At 49.0% G+C, this 24,455-nt stretch carries 22 protein-coding genes; 8 read left to right on the top strand and 14 right to left on the bottom strand.

The window, feature by feature from the left end:
- Positions 1-36: 36 nt before the first annotated feature.
- The 3 genes from AB4Z29_RS10875 to AB4Z29_RS10865 all read right to left on the bottom strand — a co-directional run bounded on the left by AB4Z29_RS10875 (position 37) and on the right by AB4Z29_RS10865 (position 4,158).
- Entirely contained in the window at positions 37-519 is a 483-nt protein-coding gene (locus AB4Z29_RS10875; RefSeq protein ID WP_312890885.1) for a CcdC family protein, read from the bottom strand.
- A gap of 119 nt (positions 520-638) precedes the next feature.
- Positions 639-2,255 carry a response regulator transcription factor gene (locus tag AB4Z29_RS10870; RefSeq protein ID WP_441943067.1) on the bottom strand — a complete coding sequence of 539 codons (1,617 nt, stop codon included), beginning with the start codon at positions 2,253-2,255 and terminating at the stop codon, positions 639-641.
- Entirely contained in the window at positions 2,236-4,158 is a 1,923-nt protein-coding gene (locus tag AB4Z29_RS10865) for a cache domain-containing sensor histidine kinase (protein ID WP_441943066.1), read from the bottom strand. The genes AB4Z29_RS10870 and AB4Z29_RS10865 overlap by 20 nt, the downstream gene beginning before the upstream one ends.
- 132 nt (positions 4,159-4,290) lie before the next feature.
- On the opposite strand from AB4Z29_RS10865, the gene AB4Z29_RS10860 reads away from it, so the two are divergent.
- The 3 genes from AB4Z29_RS10860 to AB4Z29_RS10850 are packed head-to-tail and all read left to right on the top strand — an operon-like array spanning position 4,291 to position 7,349.
- Positions 4,291-5,172 carry a carbohydrate ABC transporter permease gene (locus AB4Z29_RS10860; protein WP_441943065.1) on the top strand — a complete coding sequence of 294 codons (882 nt, stop codon included), beginning with the start codon at positions 4,291-4,293 and terminating at the stop codon, positions 5,170-5,172.
- Positions 5,172-6,005: a carbohydrate ABC transporter permease gene (locus AB4Z29_RS10855; RefSeq protein WP_183562804.1), complete on the top strand. Its 834-nt coding sequence runs from the start codon at positions 5,172-5,174 to the stop codon at positions 6,003-6,005. The genes AB4Z29_RS10860 and AB4Z29_RS10855 overlap by 1 nt, the downstream gene beginning before the upstream one ends.
- A gap of 60 nt (positions 6,006-6,065) precedes the next feature.
- Positions 6,066-7,349, top strand: coding sequence for an ABC transporter substrate-binding protein (locus AB4Z29_RS10850; RefSeq protein WP_441943064.1), 1,284 nt, complete (start codon positions 6,066-6,068; stop codon positions 7,347-7,349).
- Between the two features lie 105 nt (positions 7,350-7,454).
- Here the strand turns inward: AB4Z29_RS10850 and AB4Z29_RS10845 are convergent, their stop codons facing one another.
- From AB4Z29_RS10845 to AB4Z29_RS10835, 3 genes are all read right to left on the bottom strand, one after another.
- The gene (locus AB4Z29_RS10845; RefSeq protein WP_441943063.1) at positions 7,455-8,909 is read right to left on the bottom strand and encodes a catalase; all 1,455 of its coding nucleotides are present in this window, start codon (positions 8,907-8,909) and stop codon (positions 7,455-7,457) included.
- 173 nt (positions 8,910-9,082) lie between these two features.
- Entirely contained in the window at positions 9,083-9,895 is an 813-nt protein-coding gene (locus AB4Z29_RS10840; RefSeq protein ID WP_441943062.1) for a winged helix-turn-helix transcriptional regulator, read from the bottom strand.
- Entirely contained in the window at positions 9,874-10,266 is a 393-nt protein-coding gene (locus AB4Z29_RS10835) for a Fur family transcriptional regulator (RefSeq protein ID WP_183562812.1), read from the bottom strand. The genes AB4Z29_RS10840 and AB4Z29_RS10835 overlap by 22 nt, the downstream gene beginning before the upstream one ends.
- Positions 10,267-10,601: 335 nt before the next feature.
- Here AB4Z29_RS10835 and AB4Z29_RS10830 point away from each other — a divergent pair, with 335 nt between their 5' ends.
- Complete coding sequence (locus AB4Z29_RS10830) at positions 10,602-10,727, top strand: hypothetical protein (RefSeq protein ID WP_441943061.1); 126 nt, start codon at positions 10,602-10,604, stop codon at positions 10,725-10,727.
- 75 nt (positions 10,728-10,802) lie between these two features.
- Here the strand turns inward: AB4Z29_RS10830 and cls are convergent, their stop codons facing one another.
- Positions 10,803-12,296: a cardiolipin synthase gene (gene cls, locus AB4Z29_RS10825; RefSeq protein ID WP_441943060.1), complete on the bottom strand. Its 1,494-nt coding sequence runs from the start codon at positions 12,294-12,296 to the stop codon at positions 10,803-10,805.
- A 183-nt stretch (positions 12,297-12,479) separates the two neighbouring features.
- Between cls and AB4Z29_RS10820 the strand changes: the two genes are divergently transcribed.
- The gene (locus AB4Z29_RS10820; RefSeq protein WP_441943059.1) at positions 12,480-13,796 is read left to right on the top strand and encodes a deoxyguanosinetriphosphate triphosphohydrolase family protein; all 1,317 of its coding nucleotides are present in this window, start codon (positions 12,480-12,482) and stop codon (positions 13,794-13,796) included.
- 73 nt (positions 13,797-13,869) lie between these two features.
- On the opposite strand, the gene AB4Z29_RS10815 is transcribed toward AB4Z29_RS10820, so the two are convergent.
- Positions 13,870-14,835: a nucleoside hydrolase gene (locus AB4Z29_RS10815; protein WP_441943058.1), complete on the bottom strand. Its 966-nt coding sequence runs from the start codon at positions 14,833-14,835 to the stop codon at positions 13,870-13,872.
- A 171-nt stretch (positions 14,836-15,006) separates the two neighbouring features.
- Between AB4Z29_RS10815 and AB4Z29_RS10810 the strand changes: the two genes are divergently transcribed.
- A complete protein-coding gene (locus AB4Z29_RS10810; RefSeq protein WP_183562818.1) occupies positions 15,007-15,162 on the top strand; it encodes a DUF1540 domain-containing protein in 156 nt (51 codons plus the stop codon).
- A gap of 87 nt (positions 15,163-15,249) precedes the next feature.
- Here the strand turns inward: AB4Z29_RS10810 and AB4Z29_RS10805 are convergent, their stop codons facing one another.
- Positions 15,250-16,164: a M15 family metallopeptidase gene (locus tag AB4Z29_RS10805; RefSeq protein ID WP_441943086.1), complete on the bottom strand. Its 915-nt coding sequence runs from the start codon at positions 16,162-16,164 to the stop codon at positions 15,250-15,252.
- Between the two features lie 340 nt (positions 16,165-16,504).
- Between AB4Z29_RS10805 and AB4Z29_RS10800 the strand changes: the two genes are divergently transcribed.
- Positions 16,505-18,367, top strand: a complete 1,863-nt coding sequence (locus tag AB4Z29_RS10800; RefSeq protein ID WP_441943057.1) for an LTA synthase family protein — start codon at positions 16,505-16,507, stop codon at positions 18,365-18,367.
- Positions 18,368-18,633: 266 nt separating this feature from the next.
- Here AB4Z29_RS10800 and bcp read toward each other — a convergent pair whose 3' ends face one another.
- The 5 genes from bcp to AB4Z29_RS10775 form a co-directional block, all read right to left on the bottom strand.
- Complete coding sequence (gene bcp, locus AB4Z29_RS10795) at positions 18,634-19,104, bottom strand: thioredoxin-dependent thiol peroxidase (protein WP_183562824.1); 471 nt, start codon at positions 19,102-19,104, stop codon at positions 18,634-18,636.
- A 15-nt stretch (positions 19,105-19,119) separates the two neighbouring features.
- The gene (locus tag AB4Z29_RS10790; RefSeq protein WP_441943056.1) at positions 19,120-19,800 is read right to left on the bottom strand and encodes a VOC family protein; all 681 of its coding nucleotides are present in this window, start codon (positions 19,798-19,800) and stop codon (positions 19,120-19,122) included.
- 1 nt (position 19,801) lies between these two features.
- On the bottom strand, positions 19,802-20,860 hold the full coding sequence (locus tag AB4Z29_RS10785) for an asparaginase (RefSeq protein ID WP_441943055.1): 1,059 nt from the start codon (positions 20,858-20,860) through the stop codon (positions 19,802-19,804).
- Positions 20,861-21,090: 230 nt separating this feature from the next.
- A complete protein-coding gene (locus AB4Z29_RS10780; protein WP_441943054.1) occupies positions 21,091-22,422 on the bottom strand; it encodes an extracellular solute-binding protein in 1,332 nt (443 codons plus the stop codon).
- 51 nt (positions 22,423-22,473) lie between these two features.
- A complete protein-coding gene (locus AB4Z29_RS10775) occupies positions 22,474-23,499 on the bottom strand; it encodes a GGDEF domain-containing protein (RefSeq protein ID WP_441943053.1) in 1,026 nt (341 codons plus the stop codon).
- A gap of 314 nt (positions 23,500-23,813) precedes the next feature.
- Here AB4Z29_RS10775 and AB4Z29_RS10770 point away from each other — a divergent pair, with 314 nt between their 5' ends.
- Positions 23,814-24,404 carry a PadR family transcriptional regulator gene (locus AB4Z29_RS10770; protein ID WP_441943085.1) on the top strand — a complete coding sequence of 197 codons (591 nt, stop codon included), beginning with the start codon at positions 23,814-23,816 and terminating at the stop codon, positions 24,402-24,404.
- The last annotated feature ends 51 nt before the right edge of the window (positions 24,405-24,455 follow it).

The raw sequence follows: 24,455 nt of genomic DNA, 5'->3' as shown, positions 1-24,455 counted from the left end.
TTTCCCCCTTATTGCGGTTACAAGTCCAATTGCGGTTTACGATTCTAACTTTTGCAGCCTTAAATAGTCGCTAAGCATGGCAAGGCGCCAAGGCACAATCATACCAAACGCAAGCAAGTAGAAGATTGCCCCCGTTTGCGGAATCGACATATACTCTTCCACAACCCCATGCAAAGACAGCCTTATGACGAATAATGTCATCATAATAAATACAAAAGCCTTTGAACGCCTGACATAAATGTCAGATTCCACGCGTTCTAGACGTGTGGTTACGATTAATGGGAATGCGAATATGAGCAGGCCAGTAAGAAAAGCAGCAATCCCCCATATCCAAGGAATATGAGTGGCTGAGAATACGAACATCATAAATCCCGTTGCCATGCCAAGCGGAGGTATTGCGATTTTTCGCAGCGAAACAGGCTGTTTTCCTGCACGGATACGAAGTATGATTAATGCGAGGCCAGCGAGCGCCGATACAATGATCGAGCCGATTTGGATCAAGTGCGTAGACAACAACACTGCGTCCTCCCCCTGTTGAACTTGGAAACTTGTTCAATTATTCCTTTCATCGTACTGCAAAATCAGGAGCACTGCAAATAGAGAACAGATTACCCTTTTGTCGATTTCCATTGCCTTATTTACATCGACTGGCTGGCTCGATAGGCCTTGGGTGAGACACCCTCTTGCTTCTTAAATACTTTGCTGAAATATTTCTCGTCATGGAAACCGACCATCTCGGCTATTTTGGCTACCCGCAGATTAGGATTAACCATCAACAGCTTTGCTTTATCGATACGAATGCCAGTTATGTAATCAGTGATGTTAATGCCGTACTCCTGTTTGAACCTTCGCGATACATATTCACGGCTGACAAAAAATCGCTTCGCAATGTCCTGTAGGGACAGCTCGGTTTGGTAGTGCTGCTCGATAAAAGCAGCAATGTCGCTCATCTTCGCTTTCTCCTGTGCTTGCCGCTGTACGATTGCTTGCGACAAGCGCTGCAGAACCTCATAAGACCAATCTCGCCATGCTTGAATCGAGAGCGCGCTCGCATGTGCATAAGGTGAGTGTTCCAACAGCTCTTCCGTACTGAGAAGTCCGTTCTCCTCTACAGCTTGTCGTCCCGGGGCATCGCGCAGAAGCCGTACGCAGAACTGCAGCACGTCTCCCTTATATTCCTCCAGCATTTGTGGTGACAAATAACCGGATAATCGTGCAGCCTCCAACCATCTTCCCGATGCTGCAGTCAGCTGCCCCTCGATTCCGCTTAGTGCTGCTACCTTCCACTCCTCCTCGCAATCCGTGAACGTCATGCGCTTCACGGCTGCTGTCTCCGTGCTGCTGTGCGTAAAATCATTGGCATCCAGCGCGTTGCGCCTATGCAAAGCAGATAGCGCCTCCTCGTATTGCATCGGCATCGCATCAGGGAAATGATCTGGACTGCTCATTCCCATATGCATGCGCCGCTGCAGCGTCACAAACAAGCCATCATTGATTTCCTGAAGAATGCCGAGCAGCTTCTCGCCATTTCCCCATACCACGATCACGATTTCAGTCGCTGCTCCCCAATGACGGAACGCAACGCCATTCTGTCTGACCACTAGAAACTCATTGCAAATGTTAATAATCGCATAATGCAGCAGGTCACTATCCCAAGCAAACCGCTCATGAAGCTGCTTGTCGCTTGCATCAACCTGAAGTAAAGCCAATCGTGCCGTTCGCGTCCCTTCAGGGACTAGTCCCTCCTCATGCAGCCGGCGCAAAACGATTGATGCCGTGCTCGGCTCATTGATGAGCCCCGTCAGCAGCTTCTCACCGTAAACGGGCTTAAACTCATTAAGGCGCATGCTCTGCTTCTGCCGGTCATTGCGCTCCTGCTCCTCCAGCAGCCACTGCTGCGCAGCCTTTGCAACAGCCGCATTAATGGCCTCCGGCTCGATTGGCTTCAACAAATAATCGATTCCCCCATGGCGCACAGCTTCCCTGACAAAATCAAAATCGCCGCGTCCGCTTACGACAATGAACTTGACACTACCGGCAAATTCGTTAACCGCCGCCATGAGATCAACGCCGCTGCCTTCCGGCATCATCATGTCCATAATCACGATTGCCGGTCTTCCCTGGCGCATCAGCTGAATAGCTTCGAAACCTCCGCCAGCTTCCTCAATCTCGTCGATACCGTGCAGTTCCCAATCTACGAGCAGCCTAACCGCTTTGCGAACACGCGCTTCATCATCAACGATCAATGCTTTCATTTGTATTCCCTCCCTTCTCATGCAGTCTCTTAAGAATCAGCGTAATCTTTACACCCTTCCCCGTCTTATTCTCAACATGCAGCTGCGCGGCTTCGCCATATATCATCCGCATACGGGCGAGTACGTTGTTAAGCCCTATCTTAGGCTCCGCGCCTGCCTGTGCCAGCTTGACGGAATAGTCGGCGCTTTCAGAAGGCTGGCCAGATGATTCAGTTGAAGGATTCGTTTCCATATCGGCATGCGGCATATCGCCAAGGATATCATCCTTGAACGGAGCTGAAGCCAGCTCGCGCTGCAGCTCCGCCAGCCGTACCGGTGGAATAGAGGCGCCATTATTTTCGATCACGATCTCCAATAGCTGACCCTCGCGCAGACGGGCGTGAAGCAGGAGCAATCCGTCCTCCGCGGTTTTATCCATACCGTGCTTGAAATAATTTTCAATAACGGGCTGGAGCAGCATTTTGGGCATTTCTGCATCCAGCAGGGAGTCATCTACTTCAACTTGGAAGGAGAATCGGTTCTCATACCGCTCCTTCTGCAGCTCAACGTATGCCTTCAAATGAGCAAGTTCGTCCCTCAGCGTAATTGTTTTTGCCTCGTTATCCATGCTGTAGCGCATCATCCGGGCTAGCGCGGACAGCAGTGCATATATGCGTGGCACGCCCAGCTCAAGCGCCAGCGTGCCGATAATCTGAATCGTGTTATTTAAGAAATGCGGATTGATTTGCGCCTGCAGCGCCCGCAGCTGATTCGTTTTATTCGCCAGCTCCAGCTTGTATTCACGCAATATCAAGTTGTTAATCGTGTCCATCATACTGCGGAAGCGTACGAGAACCAGTCCAATCTCATCTTTGCCGGCATTCTGGATCGGCACCTGCAGGTTACCGGCCTGTACCTGATTCATATACCGGACCAACTGCTTCACAGGAGCTGTTATACGAAGAGAAACAATAACGGTTGCGGTTACGATTACAATTAGCGATAAAGCGAGCACAAGCAAATTGATAGCCACTGCTCGATTGGCTTCGCGAATCAAATAGGAAGTAGGAATGCGCTTCACGATTACCCAATCCGCAATTGCTGTTTGAACGCGGTCATACACAAACAGCGCTCCGTTCTTCTCGAAATGTCCGCTATTATATTCTCCACTTGCAAGCGCACCCATGTACCAAGAGGCTGCCACAGGCTTTCCTAGGAGCGCGTCATCATCCGCAAATATAAAGTATCCGTTCTCATCTACGACGTATAGCTCTTCTTCGCTGCGGTCGTAGAGCTGGCCGACGATATCAGTGAGCAGGGACAGCTTCACGTCCATGGCGACGAAGCCCAGCTCCTCATTAGAAGGAACGCGTTCAATCCGCCGATGCAGCGTGAACACCTTCTCGCTTGGCTGCTGCGGCTGCAGGGAGGTGAAGCCATAGGTATGGCTCATATGCGTCGGCTGCATAGCTGCACTCTTCCCGCTGCCAACATAGGAGACAAGCTCCGGGAATGGCTCAACCTCATTCGCACGCTTTGCGCCTGCCACATTCGTAACAATCGTGGCCCTTTGTCCCAAGCTTGCGTACAAATAAACCTGATGCACATCGGGTACCGACGATTTCATATAGGACATGGCAGCAAAAACGCTGCTATCCGTCTGGAAATCGGCCAGCCCCGTTTGCAGCTGCCGATACAGCTCGGGGTCGGAATATACATTCAATGAGCCCAAGTTAAGCTCCTCAAGAACAGCAGTTACGTTGCGCTGCCCTTGGTAGAGCAGGTTTTCCGTATCCTCAAGCGCCCTTTCCTTCATGGAATGCGATGTATAGCTGTAGGTAACGATCATCGTCGTCACGATGGGTACAATCGTTGCCAACAGCATGAAAACAATTAATTTCGTGCGTATACTATTGAACCTCAAGTGAACCTTCCTCCGCTCCCGATCAATATATTGCACCTGACCGGTCACATCCGTCGGTGTTTATCGCGCTCTCTGGCTTGCATAATTAAACATACAATAGTTTTCTGGTGAAAAGAAAGGGGAGTTCCTAAGATGGGCAGCAAGAGAATGTCCGGATGGTGGCCTCAGCTCGTATTCGTAGGCCCGGTAACCATCTTTTTTCTACTTATTATGATTATCCCGTTTCTGCTTGGCATGTACTACTCGTTTACCGATTGGAACGGCGTTGCAGGAACCGTAAATTGGGTTGGCTTCGATAACTTCAAACAAATCTTTACGAATGATTCCGATTTCTGGTCATCCTTCTGGTTCACCATTCGCTTCACGATCGTTGGCGTGCTGCTAACCAATTTGGTCGGCTTTTTCCTAGCGTATCTGTTGACGAAGAAGCTGAAAGCAAGGAACGTCCTGCGTACGATCTTCTTTATGCCGAACGTTATCGGCGGGCTTCTGCTCGGGTTTATCTGGCAGTTCATATTCGTAAAAGGCTTCTCCACCGTTGGCGACATGACCGGCTGGTCCTTCTTCAACCTTCCTTGGCTCGGCGACGAAACGACCGGCTTCTGGGGTATTACGATGGTATTCGTATGGCAGTCTGCCGGGTATCTGATGGTTGTCTACATTGCCTCGCTGACTAACGTTTCGAAAGAAGTGCTTGAAGCTGCCGAGATCGACGGAGCTACAAGATTCCAAGTGCTTCGCGGCATTATTTTACCGCTTATCATGCCTGCAATTACCGTTTGTTTGTTCCTCGCGATCTCATGGTCGTTCAAAATGTTCGATCTAAACTTGTCGCTTACCAAAGGCGGACCGTTCAAATCGACAGAATCGGTCGCACTCAACATTTATGCTGAAGCGTTCCAGAACAACCGTTATGGGCTAGGCACAGCGAAATCGCTTATCTTCTTTATCGTCGTCGCTATTATTACGCTTATACAGGTTCGCGTTACCAAGAGCAAGGAGGTTGAAGCTTAATGGGTACCAAAAAATATACCGGAAAGCTGTTCATAACCGAAGCGGTTATGATCATTGTCGGCCTTCTGTTTCTTGCACCGTTCTATTTCCTGCTTGTGAACTCGGTCAAGCCCTTCGGCGAGATCATGTCGAACTCGGCGAGCTGGCCGCAAATTTTCAAATGGGAAAATTATTCCCGCGCTTGGGAGCTGACTCGCTTCCCGCAGGCTTTCCGCAATTCTATGATCATTACTGTCGTCACAGTTATTCTGACAGCTCTGATCAGCGCCATGGGCGCCTACCGGATGGTTCGCGCCAATACGCGTTTTAACCGCATTTTATTCATGCTTTTCGTAGCGGCTATGGTTATTCCGTTCCAATCGATCATGATTCCGCTTCTTAAAGTCGTGAACGTAATGGGCGTCAACAATAGTATGGTCGGTCTGATCATGTGTTATCTCGGACTGGGTGCTCCGCTTTCTTTGTTCCTGTTCCACGGCTTCATCAAAGCAATTCCGCTCGAGATTGAAGAAGCGGCAACGGTGGATGGCTGCAATCCGATCACGGTATTCTTCCGTATCGTGCTTCCGCTGCTTAAACCGATGCTTATGACCGTCATTATTTTGAACTGCCTATGGGTGTGGAACGACTATTTGCTCCCATCGCTTATTTTGCAAAAACCCGATATGCGGACGATTCCGCTCGCGACCTTCGCGTTCTTCGGGCAATATACGAAGCAATGGGATCTTGCGCTTCCGGCGCTCGTGCTCGGCATTGCTCCAATCGTAGCTTTCTTCCTTCTTTTGCAGCGTTACATCGTTGAGGGAGTAGCGGCCGGTTCGGTTAAAGGCTAACGCTTGTAATCGGACGGTCGATTCCATATAATAAACCATTAATCAAGGGGGATTTGCATCATGAATAAAAAGCTGACTATGCTGTCACTTAGCCTCGTACTTGCAATGAGCATCGTGCTGTCTGCATGCGGCGGCAGCAACAACAACGAAGGCGGAAACAGTGTAAAAGACGAAGTGAAAACAGTAACCATTTTCCAATTCAAGACCGAAATCGTTGAGGGCCTGAATGAATTGGCGGTGGAATTCAATAAAGAATACCCGAACATTAAGCTTGATATCCAAACGGTAGGCGGCGGTGCTGACTACGGCGCTTCCTTGAAAACGAAGTTCGCCGCTGGCGATGCTCCTGATATCTTCTCCAACGGCGGCTACGCTGAGATGGAAATGTGGCTGGACAAGCTCGAGGATCTCTCTGACCAAGCTTGGGTGAAGGACCTTGTGCCTCTAGCTGCTGAACCAATGACTAAAGACGGCAAAGTATACGGTATGGCCATGAACCTTGAAGGCTTTGGTTATATTTACAACAAGGACATCTTTGCAAAAGCAGGCATTACCGAGCTTCCAAAAACGTACTCCCAGCTGGAAGCAGCAGCAAAAACACTCAAAGCAGCGGGCATTACGCCATTCGCTAACGCATACCAAGAGTGGTGGCTGATGGGGAACCAAGGGATCAACCCTGCATTCGCGCAACAGCCCGACGTAAATGCTTTTATCGCAGGCTTGAACGACGGATCGGTTAAAATCCCAGGCAACGAGAAATTCGCCGATTGGGCGAAGCTTATGAAGCTTACCGTGGACTACGGCAACAAAAACCCGCTTACAACCGACTACAACACGCAGGTATCGCTGTTCGCAAGCGGCGAAGCGGCTATGATGCAAGAAGGAAACTGGGCGCAAGTACAAATCGACAGCATCAATCCAGACTTGAACATCGGCGTTCTTCCTATGCCGCTTGGCGAAGATGCAGAAGCGAACGACAAGCTGAATGTCGGCATTCCGGCTAACCTTGTTATCAACAAAGAATCCGATGTGAAAGAAGAAGCAAAAACGTTCCTGAATTGGCTCGTTACTTCCGATATCGGTAAAGAATACATCGTCAAAAAATTCAAGTTCATCCCGGCTCTAACGACGATTACAGCAACACCTGAGGATATGGGCGACATCGGTACAGAGGTTTATAACTACGTGCAAGCAGAAAAAGTACTGGGCTTGCAATCGTCGAAATACCCAGATGGCGTAACTCAGGAATTCGCTAGTGTGATCCAACAATACATCGCAGGCAGAATCGATGAGGCTGCTTGGGAAACAGGCATGCAGGCCGCTTGGGATAAACTGAAGAAATAAACAAGAACAGCCGCTTAACCTTCCATCTGGAGGTTAAGCGGCTGTTTTTCTGCCGTCTAAGCAGCATTTTCCTTTGCCATCAGGTATGAATATTAGATTCTTCCATTAACCTTGCTGCATATACTTGCGAATATCCACGCCTAAATTTTCTGACAGCTTCATGCCGAGTGCACGATCTGCCCGGAAAAAGTTGCAGATGGCGCGAAGCCGGATATCATCATTCGTTTGCTCCAGCTCTCCCGTCAAATTGGCGATGAGATTCGCCTGCTGACTCTCAGATAAAGAGCGGAAACGCTCTCCTGCTTGCGTGAAATCGTCGGTTTTATCGATTTGTTGACGGCCCGCTGCTCCTTGAAGAGGGGCGTAGGAGTCATTATAAGACGGCGCTTCCTTCGGACTTTCCGACAAGCTGTTCGGCTCATAGTTGACGGTAGAAGGATCAGCCTTCATTGTCATCGCCCCATCCCGCTGGTGGTTGCGGACAGGCGCATACGGACAGTTAACGGGAATATGCAAATAGTTGGCGCCTAGCCGATAGCGCTGCGTATCTGGATAAGAGAACAATCGTCCCTGCAGCAGCTTGTCCTCCGACGGCTCAATGCCTGGCACAAGCGCGCTTGGCGAGAACGCCGATTGCTCCACCTCGGCAAAGTAGTTGACCGGGTTCCGGTTCAGCGTCATCGTCCCTACCTTATGGAGCGGATACATATCTTCCGGCCATACCTTCGTTGGATCCAGCGGATCATAGGCATATCGATCCACATGCTCAATCGGCATGAGCTGCACATGTAGCTCCCACTCCGGATAGTCGCCTCGCTCGATGGAAGCATGCAAGTCCCGCGTCGCATGATTAAAATCTTTTCCCTGCATCAAGCCTGCTTCCGCTGCCGTAAAGTTGCGCACGCCCTGCTGCGATTTCCAATAGTATTTGACATAGGTAGGCTTGCCGGCATCGTTGATCCATTTGAAGGCATGTACGCCGAACCCGTCCATTTCGCGGTAAGTTGCCGGCGTGCCGTCATCCGAAAACAGCCAGGTCAGCATATGCGTCGATTCAGGCGACAGCGTCATGAAATCCCAGTAACGCGCTGGATCCTGCAGGTTTGTGTGCGGCGCGGGTTTAAGGGAATGAACCATGTCAGGAAACTTCATGGCATCCCGAATGAAAAACAYCGGCAGATGATTGCCGACTATATCATAGTTGCCCTCCTGCGTATAAAACTTCACTGCGAAGCCACGCGGATCCCGTGCCGTTTCTGGTGAGCCTGTTCCATTAATAACGGTAGAGAATCTAACGAATACCGGGGTTTCGATATCCGCTTCCTGCAAGAAATGAGCTCTCGTATGCTCCTTCATGCCGGCTTCCGTGCGGAACACGCCATGCGCGCCAGCTCCCCTTGCATGCACGACTCGCTCCGGGATTCGCTCCCTATCGAAATGGGCAAGCTTCTCAAGCAAATGGTAATCTTCAAGCAAAGCAGGTCCCCGCTGCCCCGCCGTCCTTGTGTTTTGATTATCGCCAACTGGCGTTCCCAAGTTCGTTGTTAAAAAACTTTCCATAATAGCACCTCTTCATTCGGTTTCCGGATTTAGACTTGATCTAAATCTTTAGACCAATCTTACCGAAATGAAGAGATGCTGTCATGAAAACAATATGAACGAAAAATGAAAATCTCATGAACGTAATCTTTACGTAAAGATGGGATGGCATTGTAACGCTTTCTACCCACCCATCAATCGCGAATTTCGGCGATCCGGTAACCTGCGCCTCTTACGGTAACGATATATTTCGGAGATACGGCGCTATCCTTTAATTTTTTGCGCAAGCTTTTAATATGGGCGTCCACCAGATTGCTGCCACCGTAGAAGTGAAGCCCCCATACCGTATCGAGCAATGATTCCCGAGACAGCACGGACCCATCGGATGACATAAAATGCAGCAGCAGATCATATTCGGTTTTCGTGAGCTCCACGCGCTGCCCGCCTCGGTCAACCGTCATTTTCTTCAAATCAACGGTGATGTCCTTAAAACTGCGTATATCTTGGTCTACCGCCTTGGCTGCAGCTGCAGGACGATTAGACAGCATGCGGTTAATTTGCTTGACAGCCTGCTCTGGCTTGGCTGGCCACACAAGCAGCTCAGCAGCACCGAGAGCGAACGTATCCCGGCTGTCGTATGACTTCTGGTCAAGTAGAATCAATACAGGAACCGCATGCATATCGGCCGACTCCAGCAGCTCAGCGCCTGCTTGAAGCGTATGCCCCGTTGCGGCATTCACGAGCGGAATAGCATCGAATACAAGCAGCTCGGGCTGCAGGCTTTGAAGCATGCTCTTCTGGAAGTCATGAAGGGAGAACACGTCGAAGCATTCAGAAGACAAGGCAACAAGCAGGCCTTTGACTCGCTCGGGCATCGGGCTAATAATCATAACCCGCTGCGTGATCGAACAGATCATGCCATTCTGCAGCAGCTCTTCCTCCGTATATCCAGCTTGTTCGTTCTCGCCAGTCGTATGATTGTTTATCATGGTTGTTTCGTTGAGCATGACTCGCAAACCCCCTCTAATACAATCTGGACATGATCAACTTTATAGGAAGTCTCCGCAGCCACTTTCTTCAACCAATCGCTCGGCAGCTCCGTTAATACTTCGTCAACGCGCCCGCAAACCGTGCACACGATATGCTGGTGCTCGTCCGTCCGGGCATCATAGCGGCTGACAGCCTCACCCAGCTTCAGCTCGCGAATAAGGCCGGCATCTGTCAAATACCTTAGGGAATTGTATACGGTGCCGTAAGCAAAATTAAAGCCTTTACCCTTCAGCCGATCTATAACGTCCGCCGCTGTGGGGTGATCGGGTGCATGCTGCACCACCTCGAGAATTTCTCTGCGCTGTATGGTCAAGTTGATTTTGTTCATAGCTTTATCATTCCTTTAGTTTAAATGACTTTAGACTAAGTATAAATCTCTCCGTCAAAACGGTCAACCACGCGGTTTATCTTGCATCCTAGCGATCTATGAAAAATTATTTTATTTTTTTGTCGAAATAAATAATCTGAATATTTACAAAATTCTAATAATGTTATATACTAAGCCTATCTTAAACGAGAGGGGATAGTCCATTGAAGTAAGTGAGCGAAGCATGTCTCATTAACTTGGAAAGGAGTATCAATCGGATTTAAGGACATGCGGGGACCCAAACGAATGGAAAGATGACGATAGTCGGACAGTCAGTACTTAATGAAGGAAAGGATTTGAAACAAATCGAAAGGAAGTTGATCGAGGTCATTCAAGCAAGGATCGAAGTCGATAAGGTTTGTAACAAATTCGAAAGGACGAAGCAGAAACAAGGCAAGCCGCGGATTGGAGCGTTTGAATAAATTGAATAGTTCTCTACCAAGCAGGTGAAGGGCTTCTGGTTATCATGGATAAGCAGAAGCCCTTCTTATGTGCGTCTATAGGATCGGACTGAGTAAGCGGGATATTGATTCCTTGAACCTATTCATAAGCGGTCGCTCGGAATAAATCGCAAGTGTCAGCTCCATGCTGACCTTCATGTCATCCTCAAATATGCGTTGCAGCTTCGCCGCCGTCTGCGTATCATAGATAAACGCATTCATCTCGAAATTCAGCTTAAAGCTGCGAATATCCAGATTGGCAGTTCCGACGGAAGCGACCTTGCCGTCAATAACAAGCGTTTTGGCATGAAGGAAGCCTTTCTCGAACATATAGCATTTGACCCCATTGACCAGAAGCTCTCCCAAGTAGGAATGCGTCGCCCAATAAACAAAAAAGTGATCCGGCATGCTAGGCAGCATAATACGAACGTCTACCCCCGACAAAGAAGCGATCTTCAGCGCTGTCATTAAGCTTTCATCCGGTACAAAATATGGCGTCTGCAGACAAATTGTTTTTTTCGCCGCGTAAATCATCTTGATATACGCATCCTTAATTTGCTGATATTCCGTATCCGGACCGCTTGCAACCAGCTGCATCCCAATCGAACCCAGTTCTTCGCCCATAATCGGGAAATAAAGCTCGTTCAATACGACATTGCCTGAAGCAGCCAAATTCCAGTCCATGAGGAACTGCGCCTGCATTTGGAGCACCGCATTGCCTTGTACCCTCAGATGCGTATCTCTCCATTCGCCAAAATGCTTGTTCAGCCCCAAATATTCATCGCCAATATTAAATCCGCCGATATATCCGGTCTGCCCATCAATGATAACAAGCTTGCGATGATTGCGGTAATTGATCTTCAGATTCAAATAAGGAATCCGTGACGGGAAAAATGCCGCTTCCTGGCCGCCTGCTGCCAGCAGCTCATGGAAATAACGCCTTGGCAAGCCGGAGCTTCCAATGTGGTCATACAGGAACTTAACCTCAACGCCTTCAGCAGCCTTTGCCGCCAGCGCCTTCACTAGTCTTCTTCCCAGCTCATCGTCACGCACGATGTAGTACACGAGATGAATATGATGCCGCGCAGCTTCGATATCCTTCAGCAGAGCGTCAAACTTTTGATTGCCCTCCGTATAGATTTCAACCGCGTTATTGCTCGTATACAGCGCATAGCTTGTTTTCAAGTTCATATAGATCATGTCTTGATAGCTCTGCATCGCAGGATCGGTATAAGCGATCTCGCCGTCGCGCAGCTGCCGCATTTGACGTTCAATCGTATGCTCGATAATCCGCTGGCTATCGCCCAGCAGCTTATAAAGCTTTCTTTTGCGAACCTTCTGCCCCAGAATTAGATACATGACGAACCCAATCACGGGTATAAAAAAGAGAACCATGAGCCAAGCCCAGGTTGTACTAGCGTTGCGCCTTTCCAGAAATATGACGGTAATCGCCAAAAAAATGTTAAGAAGCATAACAATTCCGTATGCGTTCTGCATAATAGCTGATTGAATAATAAACACCTCGTCTGATGTAAAAGCTAATGCGATCATACTTCATGCACGTTGTATGTTCAAGCCTGATTATATGCTACAATTTAAGCAGATCTCTTTATTTCTTCATTAATAACCACTTTTAAATCATGTTTAACACCCGATAAGCCAGCCTAAAATCCGGGAACGAGAATACCCCGGTGCTTCAATGAGACGCGCAGCTTTGCTAATGGAGGAACAACGATGGACATACGCAAATTTAGATTGGACGAGAAGGCGCTGGGCACCTTTAGCGAGGAACGGGACGAATATGAACGGGATTACGCACGGCTCATTCAGTCTCCCGCATTCCGCCGGCTGCAAGGCAAGTCGCAGGTATTCGGCGCAGGCACAGGAGATTACTATCGAACAAGATTGACCCATTCGCTTGAGGTATCTCAAATCGCGCGCGAGGTTGCTCGCAGACTCAATAAGCAATATGACTTTCTTTCCCGCAAAGAGCACCCTGGGCTCATTCTAGATCCCGCTGTCGTAGAGATTGCTGCGCTCGCCCATGATCTTGGGCATCCTCCGTTTGGACATAAAGGCGAAGAGGTGCTCAATCATCTGCTAATGGAGGAGTATGGCATTCCTTACGAGGGTAATGCACAGAACTTTCGGATCTTAATGTTTCTGGAGAAACGCGCGGGAAGCGGAAGCGGTCTTGATTTAACCGCAGCTGTCCTACTCGCTGTCAATAAATATCCGTTCAGCCTTGGTGAGCCCGGCCGGCTCAAAGGCTTGTACAGCACGGAATGGGGCGAAATCGAGCAGTTGCGCCGCGCTTGGAAAATTCCGATCGGCTGCTCCACTTTGGAAGCGCAGCTAATGGATTTATGCGATGACATCGCTTATTCGACTCACGATATCGAAGACGGCATACGCGCCGGCAAAATCCAAATGAACCGCAGCTTTTTTGAGGACAGCAGGCTAATCGACCATGTCGTACAAGAGATTGTCGAAGACAAAGGAAATACGGGCATCGGCTGGGGAGAGGTAGATATTCCTGCTATGGTCAAACGCGTGCTCGTATCCTATTTCGAGCAGTGGCAGGAGCTTTATGCAGGCTGTGAGCGAGAGCCTTCCCGCACACGCCGCGAGATGAAGGCAAGGTGGGTAAGCTTATTCGCCGCCAAGGTCGGCATCATCGACGATCCCGTGACCGGTTGGAAGAAGGTTACCTTCGTCAATAGCGGACAGCAGGATATCGAATTGCTTCGGACGATGGAAATTTTGAAGAAGCTGGCTTGGGTAACGCTGATTAAGGATTTCCGCGTGCAGCGCCTGCAGATGCGCAGTGAAATTATGATCCGGCGACTGTGGGACAGCTTTAAGGTGCCCGAATACGGACGCCTCATCATTCCGCCGGACTGGATCGAGAATTACGAGCTGCACAAAAACAAATGGAGCTGGCCTCGGTTTGTGGCGGATTATATCTCCGGCATGACGGATGCTTACGCAGAGAAGGTATACGCCGAGCTGTATGCAAGCAAGTCTGGGTCCATCTACGAGATGGATTAAAAACAAGAAAGCGCGACGAGCTGGGAGTCACTCCCTGCTCGTCGCGCTTTTTAAGATGCAGTCATGTTTGAGCCTATCCGATAGGAGCGCTAACTGCGCTTGCAGACAACTCGGTAATGTAATCAAAGAAGCGGACTGGATCAACGTCATATACCAGACTAACCGGTCGGCCGTCTGCACGCTCCACCGTACGGCCTTGGCTGGGACCATCCTTAATTACCGCACTGTTCAACGTTTTGATCGCAACAAGCTCAGGATTGCCTACAACCGCTGTCGTGAGCACATCCCATAAGTAATAAGTCGAATTCGTCTCCATATAGACAAGCGGAGGACAAGCCGCATAACATTGACCTACAAAATCAAGTCCTTCATGCTTGCGCAGCGATGCCCATCGGTTGCGAACCTCCATCGTAAGCGGAACCTTATTCGTGCTCTCAAGCGCGACTAGCAGAATGGAAAGGCTGCTTGCCCATACGCGGTGCACCGCCTCTGGATCCCAGAAAGCATTCCACTCAGCAGTGCCGTCATGCTCGGGCTCTTGTACGTTGCCTTTCTCGTTAAACGTTCCGCCCATCCAGACCAGCTTCTCAATCTTTTCCTCGATGTCCGGAGCCTCGTCCAAAGCCCGCGCCAGATCGGTTAGCGGACCCGTGAATAGAAGCGTCACCTTCTCCTCCGATTGGCGAAGCTGCTCAATCATATGCTGATGTGCAGGCTTCGCGGCAGCGCTCGTACGGATCGTACCCGCCTCATTCAAGATGGGGAGCGCATCTACAAAAAACGTATGCATCCGCCATTCAGCCGGGAATGGATTGACGCCGCGTGAATTGGATCTCGCCACTTCGATTGACTTTGTTTTGTCTAAGGCGCCAAAACGGTCAATGATTTTGCGGCTTGCTTTCATGCCGGGCTCCAAATAACCGTCTGCCGGTATGACCGATACGCCGATGAGATCGACATCATCCATTTGAAGCAATAGGAATAGGGAGACCAGATCATCTACACCCGCATCATGATTGAAATAAAGTTTAGTTGCCATAAGTATTCATCCCCTTCAAGGTGAAACAGCTGTCGCCGTCTTTTGACGGCGCAGCGCGTTTCATTTCGAGAAATATAGAGAAAGGATGGCGAAATCATATCCTTTCCTATATTCCAAGTATAAAACGATATATCGTTTGTCAATCCTATATAGCGAGGAGGTGAATTGTCAATGGCTAAGGATGTATTGTGCGAAGTGAACTCATGCAAGTTCTGGGCAGCAGGAAATCACTGCGCCGCCTCTTCTATTTATGTTGTCAGCAACCGTGGCAAGCAAGCCAGCAACTCCGAGGAAACGGATTGCAAGACGTTTGAACCAAAGATCTAACGTTTATTTTCATGTAAACCCGCGCAAGTCCTCTGGCTGAGTCACCGCAAATGTCTCCGCACAAACAGACGAGGCTTGCGCATTTTTTTATTTGGTTACCGGAACAGCATCATAGTACTCTTCAAGCGTCTCTCCGCTCTCAGACAGCTCCGCTGCAAGCTCCTTGCCTACGAACCGCAAATGCCATGGCTCATATTGATAGCCAGTAATCTCTTCCTTGCCTTCAGGATAGCGCACAATAAAGCCATACTCGTCCGCATGCTCAGCAAGCCACAGCGCTTCCTTCGTATCCGCGAAGCAATCGGCTGCCGCACATTTCCCATCGCTGCCGGAAACGTCAATGGCGAGGCCTGTTTCATGCTCGCTCGTGCCCGGAAACGCGCTGTACGTTCTCGCTTTTTCTAATCCGTCCCGCTTCACATAGCGCTCAAACAGCGTCTTCTGCGTATTGTGTGATCGGTAAGCAGAGACGCCAGCCAATAGGATGCTGTCATCCTCGGCAGCGGAGAACAGCTCCTCGAGCGCCACAGCCGCTTCTTGGCGCAGCTTGCGTTTCTCCAGCTTCTCCGAGAATATAAATGCAACTTCCGGGTATACAAGGTCAGACGGGTTATAATCCTCGGGCAGCTTGCGCTGCTTATTAACGAGGACAGCGATTTCCGAAGGCTTTGCGATGACAGCAAGCCCATCCTCTGTCTGCTCCGTTTGTCCTCCGTCCCCTTCATTGCTGGGTTGGTCGGTTGAAGCACCGTTGCCCGCATCCGGCTCGTTCGTTGCTTCCGGCTTATCGGTCTGTACCGGTGAAGCGTTATCTGCTTCCTGCGTAGGCTCTGCTTCGCTATTGCCCGACAACTCGCCGCCGCCATCCATTGTCCCGCCATCTGCTGCTGCCTGCTTGGGAGGTATTGTATTCGTTTCTTCTTTAATGAATATAGAGTAACCAACCACCATTGCCGCGCATACCATAATGAACAGCAATAGCCTTCCTCTTCTTTTTTTCATCATAGGCCTCCAATTATATTTTTACATATATTACATGTAATTATTCATCTACCAATAGTTTGTCCGCTTCCATCTCATTAATAGACTACTAAAATCAATGAAATGTTTCAATCTGCCCGCATGAAAATCATGAATCTCAAAGGCTTACACGAAAAACCAATGTAAATTCTTAACTTGCTAATATTTTGCTTGGGCATGGAGGAGCCTTTTGCCTTTTGACATTCGACAGTATTTAGGAGCATAATGGATTAAGAATTTACCGAACGCATATATATTACTATAAGCGGGCTGGCTGCCTCTGAGAGACGGCCTGTTTTTGCTGTGAAAGGTAGGCGGTTATATGACATTTCTTACTCCAAAGCGATTACTAAGCACTCGTCCCATTCTTTTCTTTTCATTTATCATGCTGCTCAAAAGCTATCTGGCATGGATGGTCATTTTTGAGGATGGATTCTCATGGACAACAATTCTAAAAGAAATTCCATTTGTCCTCATCGTGTATTGTCTTATAGAATGGTTCGCATCGAAGCGCAAGCTCGTCTATTATTTAATTGCCAATCTATTAATGACCCTTATTCTATTCGCCGTCATTATGTATTACAAGTACTATGGGGTCATCGTTACCTATTTGGCGCTTGAGCAGGTCAATCAGGTCACCGCCGTCAAGAACAGCGTATTCTCGCTTATGGATCCATACTACCTATTGATCTTTATTGATATTATAATCATGGCTGTTCTATTGTTTCGCCCCAAGAGAGCATTGAACTGGAAGAAAGAGAGTTCGCGCAAGGAAAACAAACGCCTTGTCGTCGCACTTTTCACGATTTCGATCGCGCTTTGCTTGTTCAATATTTTGCCTAACCGCGCAAGCATGAACGAAATTGTCAAAGCGGAGCAAATGGGAATCCTCAATTATGAGGCCTATATGATCTTCTCCAATAAAGATATCGATTTCGTCGATCCAAACCATATCACGCAAGAGAAGATCGATACAGTCAAAAAAGTAGAGCAGCCTGCGGCGCCGCAGCTTTGGAAAACGGCATCGGGCAAAAACGTTATCATTCTCCAAATGGAGTCGTTCCAAAACTTTCTCGTCAACCTTAAGATTGACGGGCAGGAAATTACGCCTAACATCAACAAGCTCGTGAATGAAAACTATTACTTCAAGCATTTCTATCAGCAGGTCGGCCAAGGCAATACATCCGATGCTGAATTCGTCGTAAATACGTCCTTCTACATCCCGCCTCGCGGCGCGGCTACGATGATTTATGCTGATAAGGAGCTTCCAAGCTTGCCGAAAATGCTGAAGGAAAACGGTTATGATACGGCTACCTTCCACACCAATGTCGTGGAGTTCTGGAACCGTGGAGAGCTATATAAAGCGCTTGGCTTTGACCGTTATTACGATGCGAAGTTTTTCGGGACAGAAGACACGGTATTCTTCGGCGCATCGGATGAGCAGCTGTACAAGAAAACAGCAGAAGAGCTTGATCGCATGAGCCAAAACGGCAAGCCGTTCTACTCGCATGTCATCTCGATGACGGCGCATCATCCATTTACCATCCCGTCTGACAAATACAAAATGACGCTGCCTGAGCGTTATGAGAATACGTTTGTCGGCGATTATATCCGTGCTCAGAACTATGCTGACTTTGCTCTTGGCGAATTTATCGCAGATCTGAAAGAACGCGGGATTTGGGACGACAGCTTAGTGTTGCTTTACGGAGATCATCTCGGTCTTCCTGTATACTCGCTCGACAAAGACGACAAAGAGCTAATGGCGGAAATTTATGGTCACGAATACGGCTATACCGACATGATCAACATTCCGCTTGTAGTCGCTTCTACAGGAATCACGGAAGGAAAAGTGTTTGATCAGCTTGGCGGTCAGGTTGATATTTTGCCGACCATTGCGAATATGCTGGGCATTTCGCTGGATGATCACATTCATTTCGGCCAAGATTTGCTCAACCAAACGTACAACGTGCTTCCACAGCGTTATTATCTCCCGTCCGGTTCATTCTTAAGCAGCAAGGAGCTGTTTATGTCGGGCAGCGGCTTCGAGGACGGCAAGCACTATTCCTTGGCCGGCAACGGTGATACGGAGCAAGAGGCTACGGAGGATGAGTACCAGCGCGCGCTGGAGCTGCTTAATCTATCCGACAGCTACGTAAGCCAGCTTCCGAGCTGGAAGACCAAATAAAACAAACAAGCGTAAACGGCTGAAGCCGTCCTCTGGCGGCTAAGCTTACGTTTCGCGTAGAAATATAGAGAAAGTTGGCGATATGATATACTTTCCTATATTTCAAGCGTAAACGGCTGAAGCCATCCTCTGGCGGCTAAGCTTACGTTTTGCGTAGAAATATAGAGAAAGTTGGCGATATGATATACTTTCCTATATTTCAAAAAAGACTCACCTTGAAGCGCAGCAAACGGCTTCCGGGTGAGTCTTTTGTTATACATCGCCAGTTAGCTGTTCTTGACAGCCTCAAGCACTTCATTCACATGTCCCTCTACGCTCACGCTTCTCCATTCCTTGATCAGCTTGCCCTGCTCGTCCAGAAGGAAGGTAGAACGCTCAATTCCCATAAACTCCTCGCCGTTCCAGCTCCGCAGCTTCCATACGCCAAACAGCTCTGACACGGTATGCTCGGTATCCGACAGCAACAGAAACGGCAGCTCATGCTTGTCTACGAATTGCTCATGTGAAGCCAAGTCATCCGGACTGATGCCGATAACCTCCGTATGATTAGAGCCGAACTGTCCGTTGAAATCACGGAAATCACACGACTCTGTCGTGCAGCCTGGCGTCATATCGCGCGGGTAGAAATAAATAACCAGCTTCTTGCCGGCATAGTCCGCAAGCTCCACTTCCTTGCCATTCGATGCCTGAAGCTTGAAATTTGGAACTTGGTCGCCAACCTTCACGATTTCTCCCATTGTTTATCATTCTCCTCAAATTATATTTTGGATCATCAAACCATGCTCATTCTCGCTCAAATAAAGTTCTCCCACACCTTGCACGGTCACCCTTACCGGGAAGCATTCTGCGGTCTTGTCCGTGAAATGCCAGCGCCTGCCCGTTTCCACTACCATCATCAAGCCGTTATCGTCTCCGACAGGATTAAAGCTCTCATTGCGAGTTTTGTATGTCATCAGGCCAAGCTCTGCAAGCTGGTCTACCGCAGAAGGAACCTTGCACGTCGGCACTCCGATTTCACTTATACAGAGGATATGCTGCTTTGAATCAAACGGATCATCTGTCGCATTATTCATTGTGTGCCGCGCGATCAGCTCCAGAATGTTGCCTGCAGGATCCTCGAAATATACCGAATGCGAATCCCATGATTCGCTGAAGGATATATCCTGCCCGGCTTCCGTCCCGATCGGCACTAGCTCCTCGATCCATCGCTTGGCTTCCGCCAGCTTATTCTCCGGAATCGTAAATGCAAAATGATAGTATTGTTTTTCGTTAGGCGGCTGCTCCAGCTCAAAAAAAGTCAGCTCGCTCCAGCCCGCCTGCACCGTAAAACGCCCTTGCTCGGAGCTTATAACCGGCAAACCAAGCACCTCAGCGTAAAAAGGCATCAGGCTGTCAGCGTTAACCGTGTGCAATGCTAGTTTCTCAATAATCATTTTACACCTCATTATGCTCATAATACAAAATGCTCTCCGTTGCAAAAGCCTTCGCCTCAGCATGCTGCTCATAAAGACCATATGCCAACATAAGCTTTGTCAAAGCGGCTTCGATCGACAGCTTCTCTATTACAATAGCGCCCGCATCAATTAGTCGAAGGGAAGAGGAGTAGAGGGCATCGGAACGGTCTTTAATCGGACATATGTATACATCAATTCCTTGCTTGCTGCAACCAGCAATAAACTGTGTCAGCGAATATGGACCTTCATCTACGGCACACGCTGTTCCCGAATGATGAAGATCATGCAGCACCGCTTTGGGACGGTTGTTCCCAAACTCATAGAAGGAATAATTAAGGCCCGGATACGGCTTGATATAGACGATGCTCGTATCCAGACGAAGCGAATCCACATCCCAAATCCAAGGCTTCGGGCCCGACTGCTTCAACGTCTCCGGCGTCGGATTTCGCTTATCCGGTTGAAAAATGAAGCTGCCCTGCTCCATCCGGCCATAAGGAATGCCAAAAGGGCTTCCGAATTGATCCGTAAAAGACTCACACTGCGTCAATCGAGTTCCGAGATACACAAGCGCCTCTCCCTTGTCATTCTCATATAGCGCAAAAACGCCAGGCAGCTGTACTCCCGCAACAAAATCAATGGCATTCGCAAAGTTTCGCCGTCCATTGCTTCGTGCATCCTCAAGCGGATAATTGCTTGCGGTCAAAACAAAAGGTATGCTTATACCTGCAAATAGATAACTCATCATCGAAGCGCTGTAAGCCAGCGTGTCTGAGCCATGGGTTACAATAAGACCGCAATACGGAGTCAAATCCACTTTGCGGATTGCTGTGGCAAGCGTTATCCAATCGGCTGCCGTCATATTCTCGCTCAGCAAATTCAACGGCTGAATCGCATCCAGCTTAACGTCTTTGCGCCGCTGCTTGCTATTGCTGTAATCCTCAATGAGCGAATAGGAGCCTGCACCGTCAACGTCGATGCCCGCGCCTTGCTTCTTGCTTCCTATCGTTCCGCCTGTAAATACGACTAATAAAGACTTCAACCTGTTTCCTCCTTGATAACTTGCGCTTGTTCCATCCACCTTTGCATTTCGCATGCTTTTATCGTATATGCGGCGAAGCATTCAGGTCAAGGCGGACGGCAATCCTTTACAGCTTGCCCTGTCGCTGAGCCTTCATACCGCACGGCTTCTTAGCCTCGCTGCATAAGCACAAGGGGCTGCGGATGATGAACGCAGCTTTCTTCGCGTTCATCATCCGCAGCCCCTTTCATTCAGTCGCCTTTCAGCTTCCTCTGCTCTTTCCAAAACACGTCAAATTGCTTCAGCAGCGTATCCGTTGAAATCGATTCTTGCAAATATTTACGTCCCTCTGTCAATGCCAACTGCAAATACTCGCTGTAATTGGCGTAATGGCTCGGCTGCTTAACGCCTTGATAGCGTATTGGATCATTAGACATGAGCATATAAGGAGCGTAAGGTCCCGTTGCATACTTTTCTTGCTCAAGTGCATTATTATAGATGGTGATAACGCCCGCCGCATCAGCAAAGCTGCGATTGTTTTCTAGCGAAGACAAGTAGGAGATAAATAGCCAGGCTGCGTCTCGGTGCTTGGATTGCAGCGCAATTCCCCAGCCCGCCGCTCCTACATTGTAATGGGATACACCTTCAGGGCCGACTGGGAGCGGCGCCGTTGCCCACTCGCTGTCCTCCAGCTTATCCTCGATGAACGGAATCACATCCGAATCCTGGATAAGCATAGCAGCTTTCCCTTCAGTGAACGCCTTTATCTGCTCGTTAAAGCCCCAATCGATAGACGTGGGATGCGAGGTCTCAAGATAGAGCTTACGGTAGAGCTCCAGCCCCTCAGCTGCCCCGGAGCTTTCGAATATCGTCGTTCCATCGACGTTAAACATGGATTCGCTGGCGCTGACGTTGCTTCCGTTATAATCCTGAATGATGGAGGAGAAGGTGTTGGCAGAAGCCCTCCCACCGCGGAATGCGAAGCCATATTGCCCAATCTCAGGCTTCGTAAGCTGCTTGCCGACAAAAAACAGCTGCTCCCACGTTTCCGGCACTTGAAGCGCTCTTGCATCAAACCAGTCCTTGCGGTAGTAGAGCTGCACTTGATAGAGACTGCTCGGAATATAGTAGGTAATATCAGCTACATCCCTTGCCATCAATCTAGCGTTGTCGCTTAGCAGCGTATAATTATCCCAAGCACCGATGTATTTCTCTAAGCTCACCAGCAAGCCCCTTGAAGCATACACATGCGCCGTAATATCACGAACCTCAACAATATCGACCGCTTCCCGCTTGTCGAGCATCGATAGGATCGTGTCGTCCGCTGTTTCATAATCAGGCGAGATCAGCTCAATGCCGATATTCGGATGCTCCTTCTCGAATTGCGCGATCAGCTTCTCCAGCTGCCGCGTCCGCTGAGGCGTCGTCAGACTTTGTACCATTTTCAACGTTACTTTGTCGGCCGCCCCCGTCTGTTCAGGCAGCTCCGACTCATTGCTGGTCGTCGTGCAGCCGCTTATGAGTGAAATCATAAGGATGATTGAGAACGGATACAGCCCTTTGCTCAGCAAATGGAGCATCATCAAATCCCCCGATTCAAATAAAGGTGATAGCCATTACTTTGTATATCGGTTTCAAGCTCCCCAAACGATACAGTTACGTCCTTGTTTTTTTGCGGAATAAAGCATCGTATCTGCCTCATTTACAATATCGTCCGTCCACTCCGGCGTCCGCGTCACCGCTCCGAAGCTCATTGTAACGTGGAAGACCTGCTCGCCAGCCTCGAATGTCAGCATGCTAAGCTCCAGGCGGACTCGCTCGAGTATCCTCGTCACCTCTGCTTCTGTATGCGCATACAGCAATATGGCAAATTCCTCTCCCCCGTACCTGAATACCGCTCCTTGTCTTCTGCTCACTGCGCCCTCGAGCAGCTGTGCGATTCGTTTAAGCACAACATCACCGGTCACATGACCATAACGATCGTTCACGCCTTTGAAATAATCGATATCCGCCATAACGAGCGTAAAGGAGCGCTTGAATCCGATCTGTTCCGCAAGCTGCTCTTGAAACGAGCGATGGTTGTACAAGCCGGTCAAATAATCACGCTTGGATTGATTCTCAAAATAGCTCTTTTCCGTTAAATGCCTGCGTTCACGAGCAACGATAACCCCGCCAAGTATGCCTGCCATGGCAAGAAATGAAATGTTCATGATATGAAATGGAAGCAGCCCAGCAGTATGGGCTTGCGGCTGAAGCAGCATGACTAAAACATACCCCGCGATCAAAGCCACTGATGAAAGCAGCCCGCCTGCAAAGCGCCAGTACACGGCTGCGTGCAATATAATTAAATAGGCGATGGGAAGAAGCGGACTGCTTGTCCCTCCTGTTAATGAAATAAGTGCAGTAAATGCCGCGATATCGATGATTACGGCAGCCTGAGAGACTAATAGGTAGGCGCGGGATTGGGGAATCGAGCGGTGAATGACGATGTCGGCCGTCGCCATATAGACGACGCCCAGGCAAAATAGAACAGAGAAATAAGTTAGATTCTCCGCGCCTTTATAATAATAAAGCCCGTAAATAAGACCCGATGCGATCAAGAATAACCATCTAAGCATGGAAAAGATAATCTCTAGCGTGTGATCACTCTTCTGATTCATCGTATATGCACATCCCTGCGCTGCAATATAAACTTAATGTAAATTCATTCTACTATGAGCCCCCTGTTCTGTCTAAGAATAAATCATCTGAGCCATTCCTCCAACTAGGATTTAACGACTCTTATTGTACGCTCCCCTTCGAAACAATTTATTTTTAAAAATGTAAATAATAATAATAATCATTGTCAATGCTGTAAGAGTAGCCATCGATTACTACCCATCTAGAAAGGGATGGACTCCGTTCCTGATTAGGCAGTCGTAATGCAAAAGCCAGCCCTTTCCGAATCATATCCATTAGAGGTGAGCCCAACTTGATGAAATCGAATTCTGAAATAACGCTTATGCCGCTTAACCACGGTGATAAAGAAGCCCTCCCAGCCGAGAAACGTATGGTCAGCAAGCGATATTTTGGACGCGGCGGCGTAAAGTTCGCCCTGCTGAAACTGCTTAATAGCGAACCGATGCACGGCTACCAGATGATGAAGTCGCTCGGGGAGCAATCCGGCGGGCTGTACCAGCCGAGCGCTGGGTCCATCTACCCTACACTTCAAATGCTTGAGGAACGCGGTTTCATTGCCATTAAGGTCGAGGATAACGGGAAAAAGGTATATAACATTACTGACCAAGGCCGCTCAGCCCTGGTCTTGCTTCCCGACAAAACGAGACGTACAGCGATAAGCGACGGACATCTCTCGCCTGTGGCTGAATCATTCCGTAATGAGAAAATACGCAAAAAGCTCGGGCTCTCGCCTGAATCATTCGACCTGTTCCGGTTAGTGACACGAGCGGAGCAGGAAGCCTCCGCCAGCAAAGAAAGAACGGTGCTTCTTCAGCAACTGCTAAGCGAGCAGCAGCTGCAGCTCAGTGCCTTTCTTGCGGACGATGAGCAGAGAACCAGAGTCTAGCCTGCATGCGGCAGCATCGCAAACAAAAAAGATTACCACACAGCCTCCGTA

It is taken from the genome of Paenibacillus sp. 2TAB23 (assembly GCF_052115165.1).
In the GTDB taxonomy this organism is placed as follows: domain Bacteria; phylum Bacillota; class Bacilli; order Paenibacillales; family Paenibacillaceae; genus Pristimantibacillus.
This window is presented reverse-complemented; position numbering and strand designations above follow the sequence as displayed.

Bases quoted from the DNA above. Each gene is read 5' to 3' on its own strand.
- AB4Z29_RS10870 (WP_441943067.1), bottom strand. From the start codon at position 2,255: ATGAAAGCATTGATCGTTGATGATGAAGCGCGTGTTCGCAAAGCGGTT.
- AB4Z29_RS10860 (WP_441943065.1), top strand. From the start codon at position 4,291: ATGGGCAGCAAGAGAATGTCCGGATGGTGGCCTCAGCTCGTATTCGTA.
- AB4Z29_RS10855 (WP_183562804.1), top strand. From the start codon at position 5,172: ATGGGTACCAAAAAATATACCGGAAAGCTGTTCATAACCGAAGCGGTT.
- AB4Z29_RS10850 (WP_441943064.1), top strand. From the start codon at position 6,066: ATGAATAAAAAGCTGACTATGCTGTCACTTAGCCTCGTACTTGCAATG.
- AB4Z29_RS10840 (WP_441943062.1), bottom strand. From the start codon at position 9,895: ATGCTCAACGAAACAACCATGATAAACAATCATACGACTGGCGAGAAC.
- AB4Z29_RS10835 (WP_183562812.1), bottom strand. From the start codon at position 10,266: ATGAACAAAATCAACTTGACCATACAGCGCAGAGAAATTCTCGAGGTG.
- cls (WP_441943060.1), bottom strand. From the start codon at position 12,296: ATGATCGCATTAGCTTTTACATCAGACGAGGTGTTTATTATTCAATCA.
- AB4Z29_RS10820 (WP_441943059.1), top strand. From the start codon at position 12,480: ATGGACATACGCAAATTTAGATTGGACGAGAAGGCGCTGGGCACCTTT.
- AB4Z29_RS10815 (WP_441943058.1), bottom strand. From the start codon at position 14,835: ATGGCAACTAAACTTTATTTCAATCATGATGCGGGTGTAGATGATCTG.
- AB4Z29_RS10810 (WP_183562818.1), top strand. From the start codon at position 15,007: ATGGCTAAGGATGTATTGTGCGAAGTGAACTCATGCAAGTTCTGGGCA.
- AB4Z29_RS10805 (WP_441943086.1), bottom strand. From the start codon at position 16,164: ATGAAAAAAAGAAGAGGAAGGCTATTGCTGTTCATTATGGTATGCGCG.
- AB4Z29_RS10800 (WP_441943057.1), top strand. From the start codon at position 16,505: ATGACATTTCTTACTCCAAAGCGATTACTAAGCACTCGTCCCATTCTT.
- bcp (WP_183562824.1), bottom strand. From the start codon at position 19,104: ATGGGAGAAATCGTGAAGGTTGGCGACCAAGTTCCAAATTTCAAGCTT.
- AB4Z29_RS10790 (WP_441943056.1), bottom strand. From the start codon at position 19,800: ATGATTATTGAGAAACTAGCATTGCACACGGTTAACGCTGACAGCCTG.
- AB4Z29_RS10780 (WP_441943054.1), bottom strand. From the start codon at position 22,422: ATGATGCTCCATTTGCTGAGCAAAGGGCTGTATCCGTTCTCAATCATC.
- AB4Z29_RS10775 (WP_441943053.1), bottom strand. From the start codon at position 23,499: ATGAATCAGAAGAGTGATCACACGCTAGAGATTATCTTTTCCATGCTT.
- AB4Z29_RS10770 (WP_441943085.1), top strand. From the start codon at position 23,814: ATGAAATCGAATTCTGAAATAACGCTTATGCCGCTTAACCACGGTGAT.